11 protein-coding genes and 2 pseudogenes are annotated in these 7,844 nt (G+C 69.1%); 6 read left to right on the top strand and 7 right to left on the bottom strand.

Features of this window, described 5'->3' with window-relative positions; all coding sequences use genetic code 11:
- The 3 genes from FM051_RS54415 to FM051_RS49280 all read left to right on the top strand — a co-directional run.
- The coding region (locus tag FM051_RS54415; RefSeq protein ID WP_420803677.1) for a hypothetical protein at positions 1–230 on the top strand (230 nt) is incomplete at its 5' end.
- Between the two features lie 329 nt (positions 231–559).
- The gene (locus FM051_RS49285) at positions 560–829 is read left to right on the top strand and encodes a DUF3040 domain-containing protein (RefSeq protein WP_158854815.1); all 270 of its coding nucleotides are present in this window, start codon (positions 560–562) and stop codon (positions 827–829) included.
- A gap of 97 nt (positions 830–926) precedes the next feature.
- Positions 927–1,136 (top strand): hypothetical protein, encoded by a 210-nt coding sequence (locus FM051_RS49280; protein WP_158854813.1) that lies wholly within the window; start codon positions 927–929, stop codon positions 1,134–1,136.
- A 249-nt stretch (positions 1,137–1,385) separates the two neighbouring features.
- Here the strand turns inward: FM051_RS49280 and FM051_RS49275 are convergent, their stop codons facing one another.
- A complete protein-coding gene (locus tag FM051_RS49275; protein ID WP_158854811.1) occupies positions 1,386–1,829 on the bottom strand; it encodes a hypothetical protein in 444 nt (147 codons plus the stop codon).
- A 435-nt stretch (positions 1,830–2,264) separates the two neighbouring features.
- Between FM051_RS49275 and FM051_RS49270 the strand changes: the two genes are divergently transcribed.
- Entirely contained in the window at positions 2,265–2,444 is a 180-nt protein-coding gene (locus tag FM051_RS49270; protein WP_158854809.1) for a hypothetical protein, read from the top strand.
- Between the two features lie 67 nt (positions 2,445–2,511).
- Positions 2,512–2,907: an ATP-binding protein gene (locus FM051_RS49265; RefSeq protein ID WP_158854807.1), complete on the top strand. Its 396-nt coding sequence runs from the start codon at positions 2,512–2,514 to the stop codon at positions 2,905–2,907.
- 269 nt (positions 2,908–3,176) lie between these two features.
- Here the strand turns inward: FM051_RS49265 and FM051_RS53575 are convergent, their stop codons facing one another.
- The 5 genes and pseudogenes from FM051_RS53575 to FM051_RS52935 form a co-directional block, all read right to left on the bottom strand.
- Positions 3,177–3,683, bottom strand: coding sequence for a SulP family inorganic anion transporter (locus FM051_RS53575; protein WP_274383916.1), 507 nt, complete (start codon positions 3,681–3,683; stop codon positions 3,177–3,179).
- Between the two features lie 67 nt (positions 3,684–3,750).
- Positions 3,751–4,344: pseudogene (locus tag FM051_RS53570) on the bottom strand (SulP family inorganic anion transporter); the annotation flags it as partial.
- Positions 4,345–4,468: 124 nt separating this feature from the next.
- Positions 4,469–5,074, bottom strand: coding sequence for a carbonic anhydrase (locus tag FM051_RS49255; RefSeq protein WP_158854805.1), 606 nt, complete (start codon positions 5,072–5,074; stop codon positions 4,469–4,471).
- Positions 5,075–5,206: 132 nt separating this feature from the next.
- Complete coding sequence (locus FM051_RS49250; RefSeq protein ID WP_158854803.1) at positions 5,207–5,614, bottom strand: hypothetical protein; 408 nt, start codon at positions 5,612–5,614, stop codon at positions 5,207–5,209.
- 270 nt (positions 5,615–5,884) lie between these two features.
- Positions 5,885–6,103: pseudogene (locus FM051_RS52935) on the bottom strand (integrase core domain-containing protein); the annotation flags it as partial.
- Positions 6,104–6,327: 224 nt separating this feature from the next.
- On the opposite strand from FM051_RS52935, the gene FM051_RS49240 reads away from it, so the two are divergent.
- Positions 6,328–6,621 (top strand): integrase, encoded by a 294-nt coding sequence (locus tag FM051_RS49240; RefSeq protein ID WP_158854801.1) that lies wholly within the window; start codon positions 6,328–6,330, stop codon positions 6,619–6,621.
- Between the two features lie 397 nt (positions 6,622–7,018).
- Here FM051_RS49240 and FM051_RS49230 read toward each other — a convergent pair whose 3' ends face one another.
- Positions 7,019–7,363 (bottom strand): YrhB domain-containing protein, encoded by a 345-nt coding sequence (locus FM051_RS49230; protein ID WP_158854799.1) that lies wholly within the window; start codon positions 7,361–7,363, stop codon positions 7,019–7,021.
- Positions 7,364–7,844: the final 481 nt, after the last annotated feature.

The following is a 7,844-nucleotide window of genomic DNA, read 5'->3' as shown; positions in this document are numbered from 1 at the left end:
ATGTACCCGCCCCGGCCACCACGCGGGCCCCGCCCGTGACGGGCCACGGCCTGCAGCAGGCGACACCGACCGGTCTCGCCTCGGTGTCGGGCGATGCGTTCGCGGACACCGACGGTGCGATAGCCGGTAGCGTGATGCAGGGCGGTGCCGGCGCGGTTCTCGGGGAAGAGCACGGTCTGGGCGGCAACGACCTGCCGACACCTCGCCCGCGGAAGCCCTCGCCGACGTAGACGGAGGTCTCGGCGATGTCGGAGAGCACTCGCGGGTGGAGACGGGGCGGCGGCCCGGCCGGCGACCCAGCACAGTGTTCGCCAGACCGGTGCCATGCGCTGGATCGCGCACTCGAGGGTGCGCCGCTTCCCTGGGCGTGGATCTCGAAGGTCGTCTCGTAGTCGTTGACGCACACCTCGCAGCGGGCCATCGGGTCTCTCCTCTTCGGCGGATGACCCACGGCGGCGGCCCACGGCGGCAGCGCGGTAAACGCCGGCCTTGTCGTTTGCCCGGGCACGAGCCGGGTACTACGGTCGTTCGGGAACACCCGAGGCCACTGGAGCATCCGATGCTCAGTCGTCACGAACAGCGAAGACTCGACGAGATCGAACAGCAGCTCATGGCGTCCGATCCCGCTCTCGCCGCAATGCTCCTAGGCGGTTCGACCTCGCCGAAGACCCGCCGGTGGAAAGCCGGTTCGCTCGCGAGCGGTCTGCTCGGCGTGTTCCTCACCGCCTTGGGCGCGACGACGGTCACCTTCACACTGATCTTCGCGGGCATCCTCGCGCTCGCCATCGCCGCATGCATGCACGTCACAAGGAGCCGCGGTGCCGGATGAACCGGGCGCCGACCGTCCGCTCTGGTCCGGAGACCTGGACGGCGACCGGTTTCGTCGAACTGCCGTGCGTCGCCGGGCTGCTCCGAAAGGAATCCTCATGCCGGATCCGGATACCAGAGGTCCCTCGGCCGCCGAACCGCGAGCGTGGGCGGCCTGGCCCACCGCCGTCACGGCGACCGCCAATGCCATCGTCTTCCACATCAGCAAGGGCGAGCCGGTGGCGGCCCTCGAGCTGATCGACGAGTTGCTCTCCGACCTGGGCGACCGGCGCCGCACGATCGCCGAACTCGCCAACGCCGCGGACTGAACCGCTGATGCTCGACCTGTGACGGTAGGGAGTGTCGCGGTGGCGCAGAGCCCCAGCAGGTCGACCTGCGGCCGTCGCGTGCGTCGGGCCCGCCCTCGACGTCCGGGACCACAACACCAGGCGTTCAATGCCTACGCCGACGGCAATGTCGCCTGCCTGACCGAGAGCAACGGCACGTCCCGATCGCCCGACTGATGCCGCTCGCCGGTGGATGAGAGTCGCCGCTGCGGCGCACGGCGGCGGGCGGAGTCAGCCCGGCGGTAGGTCGCGGCGCGTGAGTGTGCGGCAGTCCAGTTCGGCCAGGGCCACGGCACGGTCGACGGCGGTGGGGGTGCTCGCGAGCCAGGCCGCCGCGCCGTCGAGTCGATCGTATTCGGTCTCGTACATCACGACGTGCACCTCCGCGCCCCGCGTGGCCTGTCGCGTCAGCTCGGCCAGGGGCGCGCGGTGGTCGGGATCGCCCAGGTCCCACGCCAGCCGGATGGTGTGGTCACGGCCGCCGGGCGTGGCGTGCCAGGTGATCACCAGATCGACCTGGTCGCAGCCGGCGGCGTCGATCTGCCACCGCGCGGTCGTGGCGTGATAGGGGCCGCCGTCGACGGGCGGCAGCGCCTCGACGGGCGGCACCAGCAACACCAGCGCGATGCTGCCGCGCTCGATGAGCATCGGGACGGCGACCGGAACCCGGATCACGACCCGCCCGTACCACGACCAGCCGGTTTCATACCCTCGATACTGCCGCCGGCACCGTACTCCCGCGAGCCCACACGACCCGGCCGTCACCCGGACCGGTACATCCGGACGCATGCCCGACCGGCCCGTCGTCGCCGATGTCCGAGCGCCCCCGGCCGGGCGCTCGGGCCGCTCGTCGGCTCGGTTTGCCCGTCCGGATCCAGGCCGGTTCTCGACAGCTCCCCGCACGGTGGTCGAGGTCGGTCTCAACCAGGGGTCTGCACAAGCGAGTCGTGGACGGCTGGGTGACCGCGGCGGCGGTGTCCTCCGGCAAATCGCGGCTCTGGTAACCCGGTGTGGGTGCGTGCGATACAGCGGGGCACCGGGAAGGAGGTAGGGGAGGTGTTGGGGCGAGACGATGGCGGAACACCCGCGAGCCTGCTCACGGTCTTGTCGGTGGCAGGGTTGTCGGCTGCCGGTCTGGCGAACGCGTTCCTGGCGGTGACGGAGTCGGTGACATGGGCGTGGTGGACCGCGTGGATCTGCTTGCTGGTCGCGCCCGCCTTGGCCGTGGTGTGGCTGCGCAGTCCGGATCGGGACCGCATCACCCGATCGCGGAGCGGACGGGCGTCGTAGCTGTAGGGTCGCGGACGCCGCACCGAGGGCGGGTGCCTCGAAACCACAGGGCGCTGGAGGGTGGGCCATGAGCTCTGTCGATCTCCCCTGGGACGAGGTCGACCTCGACCTGCCCGAGACCCCTCCCACCCCGGGCGAGCTGCTGAGACTGGTTGCCGGCACTCTTCGGGGAACCGGCGGCGACCGGCTGGTCGACGTCCAGGTGGTCGCCGCGCAACTGGTCGGCAACGCCTACCGGCACGCGCTCGCGCCACGACGGCTGCGGCTGCGCCGGTTGCCCGACCGCGGTCTGCTCCGGGTCGAGGTCGACGACGGCAGCCCGAGCCTGCTGCCGGTCCTGGGGCGGCTCGACACCCCGGCGCACGGTCGCGGCCTGCTCATGGTCAACCGGCTGTCGGTCAACTGGGGACACCGACCCCGCGGCGACTGCAAGACGGTCTGGGCCGAAGTCCGACTCGTCTGACTCGTTCCGGCCCGGCGGGAGACGGAAGGCGATCGGTGACACCCGACGCAGGCACGGCGCACGCCGGTGCGGGCTTCTCGTGCGACTGTCGGACCCGTGACGGCACCACGGTGATCGCCGGTAAGCGTGATCGCAAGCGCGCGCACATCCGCTGACGCCACGATCAGGTGCGGCGGACGGCCAACCACCCGGCATCCGACGAGACGTGCCGACAGCGTGGCGCCGGGGCTCCGAAATCACCCCGGCGCCACGCTGCGGCGGTGAACCGGTCAGCTCGCTCGGATGGGCAGCATCACGTGCACTCGGCCCGCGTCGCGCCGCCGCTCGCTCGCCCATTGCTCGACCGCCTGGAGGCAGGCCTGGTCGAGGTGCCTCAGCCCTGTCAGATCGAGTTCGATCCGCGGCGCGGAAGGCACCGACCGCAGCAGTTGCAGCAGCCGAGGCAGGCGGAGGAAGGTGGCGGTGCCGCGCAGCATGACGTGGACTCCCTCCGCGGTGGACGTGGTGCTCACCGACAAGTGCGACACGTCCCACGCGGTCTTCGTGATCGCCACGCCAAGCCCGACGAGCACGCCGACCAGCAGGTCCACGGCGGCAATGGTGCCCGCCGTGATCAGCACCACCGCGGCCTCCGGCCGGTTCGTCCTGGCCAGGGCGATCAGTCGCGGGATCTCCAACAGCTTCCAACCGGCGTGCATGAGCAGCGCCGCGAGCGCCGCCGGCGGCACCAGGGCGAGCAACCCGGGCAGGAGCACGGCGAACACCAGCAGCCACACCCCCGTGCATCACGCGCGAGGCCCTGGTCCGTGCCCCGGCCTGAACGTTCGCCGCGCTGCGCACGATGACAGCCGTCATGGGCAGCGCGCCGAGAACGCCGGACACCGTGTTGCCGACGCCTTGAGCGACGAGCTCGGTGTTGTAGCGGGTGGGTGGGCCGTCGTGCATCCGGTCGACAGCCGCGGCACTGAACAGGCTTTCCGCAGAGGCCACGAGGGCGAAGGTCAGCACCGAACCGAGCACCGCGGGATCGGTGAGCAGGCCCCAGTCGTGACCGCCGAGTCCACCGAGGACGGAGGTGAGGCCACCGACCTCGACGGTCGCCACCGGCAGACCCACCAGTGCGGTCACCGCCGACGCCAGTACCACCGCGATCAGGGCGCCGGGAACCAGGCGGACCTTTGCCGGCATCCGCTGCCAGCCCAGGATGATGGCGATCGTCAGCAGCCCGACAAGCATTGCCGCCGGCTGGGTGAGGGCGTCTGTCACCAGGTTGGGCAGGCCCAGCACCTTGTCCGCGGTGGTCTCCGGTTGCGCCGCCCCGGTCATCGGGTAGATCTGGCTGAGCAACAGCACCAGGCCGATACCGGCCAGCATCCCCTGCACGACCGAAGGCGAGATGGCGCGGAACCACTCACCCAGCCGGAGCAGGCCCAGCACGATCTGCAGGAGGCCCGAAGTCGGCGGCGATGTCCTGCTTGCGCCATCGCGGTTGGCGATGGCGGGCGGGCTGCTCTTCCGCCCGCTCGGTCATGGTCATCACGTCGAACCCCCTGGAGATCCGTTACAGGCGCTGGAACGACAGGTCGGAACCGGTCGGATCGACATCGGGGCAGAAAAGGACCTCACCGGTGTCGATCTCGTACAGCCAGCCGTGGAGCCGCAGCTCACCGCGCTCCAGCCGCTTGCGGACGAACGGGTAGTCGGCCAGGGTGCGCAACTGGTTGAGCACGTGCCGTTGCGCCTCCGCCTTCCGCGCCGGATCGCCTTCGCGCGGCGCTGGAACGGGAGTGGCTTCGGCCAGCCAATTGCGCAGTGCCGGAAGCTCGTCCAGACCGTCTCGCGAGCACAGGGCGCCGACGGCCCCGCAGTGCGAGTGCCCGCAGACCACGATGTCGGGGACACCGAGCACCTCGACCGCGTACTCGATGGTCGCGGTCTCCGCCGCCGGGCGGATCGAGGTGTACGGGGGAACGATGTGACCGGCGGTGCGCAGCTCGAAGAGCTGGCCGGGTTCTGCACCGGTGATCCGCGCGGGAACGATTCGCGAATCAGAGCAGGTGATGAACAGGGCAAGGGGCTGCTGACCCTCGGCGAGCGCTCGCCGCTGGGCCTCGGAAATTCGGTCCCGGTGGGCACGGGCGTGCGCCACGAGGTGCTGGAATGCCATATTCGCCTCGTTGGTGTCGTCCGTCATTCATTATTCAATTGTCCGTTGTTTGGTCTGTCCGTTGTTTGGCCGCGTTGTCGGAAAAGGGATCGGCCGGATGAGGGGCGGAGTGGTATCCCGCGCGCGGAACGATCAGTGCAGCAATGTCTGCAATGCGACAGGCGAGCGGTGCGCCCGCAGCCACTCGGCCGCCCTGCGCGCCGAGGCCAAGGTTCTCTTGGCTCTCCAGCAGGCGAGCGCGAGGCCGAACGCCAGCACCACCACGACCGGAATCCGCACGGCGCCGCCGACGAGAGCCCCGACGCGCCGGGAGACGCGCGTCAGGTCGACCGGGGTTTGGGAGAACCAACCGGCGACGGACAGGTCAGCGGATTCCTGGTCGTAGGCCTCGGCGGCCACCACCGCCGGAACGACCGCGAAGGCAGCGGGCGCCGGTTCTTCTCGGTGCAGCACGCCGAGCAGCGCGAACAGCAGCCCCACGGCCGGCAACAGCGTCAGCAGACGCGAGTTGCGCACCAGATCCCCCCGGCAGACGGTCATCCGTGATGATCGTTACAGTCACTCACTGTAGTCAGTCGCTGACGAAGTCGCCGCTTGCTGTGATGTAGATCACCCTTTGGTGGATCGTCGCGCGGGTAATCCGCGCGCCTCCGGAGACCAACGAACGGCGGGGCCGCTCACATGCACGACGTCATTGCCGGCGGTCCACGTGAAGACGTCGGGGTGGCGGTGCGGGAGAAGTTGTCGATGATTTGGTAGAGCCGTTGGCCTGTGAGGTGTCAAAAGCCAGTCACAAGGCTCTGACCTGCGTCAAGCCGCTGCGGGTCCGTACTCGTTGATCAGACCGCCGAGGACGGGTCTGCGACGTATCGAGGTGTGGCTCGGCTGTGGGGTCGGGTGGTCCGGTCGTGGTGGCGTGAGTTGTCGTGCTCGGTGGGGTCGGCGGTGGTCGTAGTGGGAGACGTACTGGTCCAGCACTGATCGCAGGTGGCGTTCGTTGATGATGAGCAGTCGGTCGGTGGCCTCGCGTCTGACGGTGCCGACGAACCTTTCGGCGTAGCAGTTCGCCTGTGGGCAGCGTGGTGGGGATCTTCACGACTTGGACACCGGCATCGCCGAGGAGGGCGTCGAACGAGACGGTGAACCGGCCGGCCCGGCCGCGGATCAGAAACCGGAAGTTGTCGGCTGTGCCGCTCGAAAAGTCATCGTCGCTGGTAGGGCAGCGGAGACCGCCTGCTTGAGAGCATGCTCTGGTGATCGTGTCCCTGCTGTACAAGGTGACCCGGAAGCTACTGTCCGTCCCGTCGGTGCTGCTTCGCAGCGAGGTGGCGAAGGACGCGGAGCTTCTCGTGCTGCGGCACGAGAACGCGGTGCTTCGCCGACAGTTCGCCGGCCCGGTCCGCGACGAATCCGCGGACCGGTTCTGGTTCGCCGTCCTATCCAGGCTGATATATCGCTCGCAATGGCGGAACGTCTTCCCCATCACTCCCGCCACCCTGCTCAACCGGCTTCTGGGAAGCACTTGGACATCCTGCTGGTGTCGATGATTCGGCGGGCGGCAGCCGGGGGCATTCGGGTTGACGCTCGCGGTGGAGCGCCGCCGGGACGGCCTGCACACGCTGATCAAGTTGCCTGGAGTGACGGGGGGAGAGAGACGGCCCGCCAACGCCGACGATCCACCAGTTTGGACAGGGCGGCGAACCGGAACCGGTCTACGGGCTAGCAGCGGATCGGGGCCGCAAGTCGCCGCCGAATGACCGCGTTCTCGTGGCGCAGCACGAGCAGTTCGGTGTCCTTCGCCGCCTCGCTGCGAAGCAGCACCGATGGGACGGACCGTGGCTTCCGTGTCACCTGGCACAGCAGGGACACGATCACCCGGAGATGCTCTCGACTCGCTGGCAGCGTGGCTCGACCAGCGGCGATGACTTTTCGAGCGGCACAGGCTCAGGAGCCGGGCGTGGAGGGCGGAGGGCGGGACCACCGCCGCGTACCGGTCGCCACGGAAGAGAGATACTCGGCGACCGGCATGGCGGTGGGCGCGTAGTGGGCTGGGTGGTCGTCCTTGGGCACGACGATCAGGCTGGGCAGCATCGCGGAACCTGGATCCTGTGCTTCCAGGAACCGCCTGCTGTTGAAGGGGACGGCCCAGGCGTTGTCGTGCTCGGCCACCAACTGCTCCCGTATGACGATCTCACCGGCACGCGGAGCGCGCAGGTCATCGCCGAATGCCTGCTTCAGGAGAGCGAGGGCACGCCCGATGGCCTCATCCCGGTCCACTACCTCGGTCATCTGCCCAATCCTCCGTGTCCGGTCTCAGCTGAATGTATGCCCGCAGTCGACAGCATGCCCGCACGCCGCTCGGCAGGCGTCGGGGTGGAGTCCTCAGGCTGTCCAGGCCACACCACACCGGCGATCAACGCCCGCGCACAGCCGGCTCACACCGACACGCTCAGCAAGGTGATCGGCTGACCGTCTGGCTGTTCAGGGCGGCGGCATCTCCTCCAGTGGCACTCCCTGGACTTCCCGGCGGATTGACAGCGATCTTCCGCTGGTGCGGGTCGGCGAGTTCGACGTGGTGCTGCACCGGTCGGTCTCCCCCTTGCTGCAGGTCCTGTTGCGGGAGTTCCACGTCTCCGTGTTCGGTGACGGGACTTGACCCTGGATGTTGGACACCAGACACACTTGGATCCTGACGATCCGGGTGGACAGGAGTCCCGTTCAGATGGTGATGAAGCACTACCCGCCGGAGTTCCGGGCCGAGGCGGTCGCG

It is taken from the genome of Saccharothrix deserti (assembly GCF_009769385.1).
In the GTDB taxonomy this organism is placed as follows: Bacteria; Actinomycetota; Actinomycetes; order Mycobacteriales; family Pseudonocardiaceae; genus Actinosynnema; species Actinosynnema deserti.
Note: the sequence above shows the minus strand (reverse complement) of the source record. Positions and strands in the feature narration are given on the sequence as shown.

Excerpts from the sequence above, each read along its gene's own strand:
- FM051_RS49280 (WP_158854813.1), top strand. The coding sequence starts at position 927 with ATGCCGGATCCGGATACCAGAGGTCCCTCGGCCGCCGAACCGCGAGCG.
- FM051_RS49230 (WP_158854799.1), bottom strand. The coding sequence starts at position 7,363 with ATGACCGAGGTAGTGGACCGGGATGAGGCCATCGGGCGTGCCCTCGCT.
- FM051_RS49255 (WP_158854805.1), bottom strand. The coding sequence starts at position 5,074 with ATGGCATTCCAGCACCTCGTGGCGCACGCCCGTGCCCACCGGGACCGA.
- FM051_RS49285 (WP_158854815.1), top strand. The coding sequence starts at position 560 with ATGCTCAGTCGTCACGAACAGCGAAGACTCGACGAGATCGAACAGCAG.
- FM051_RS49250 (WP_158854803.1), bottom strand. The coding sequence starts at position 5,614 with ATGACCGTCTGCCGGGGGGATCTGGTGCGCAACTCGCGTCTGCTGACG.
- FM051_RS49265 (WP_158854807.1), top strand. The coding sequence starts at position 2,512 with ATGAGCTCTGTCGATCTCCCCTGGGACGAGGTCGACCTCGACCTGCCC.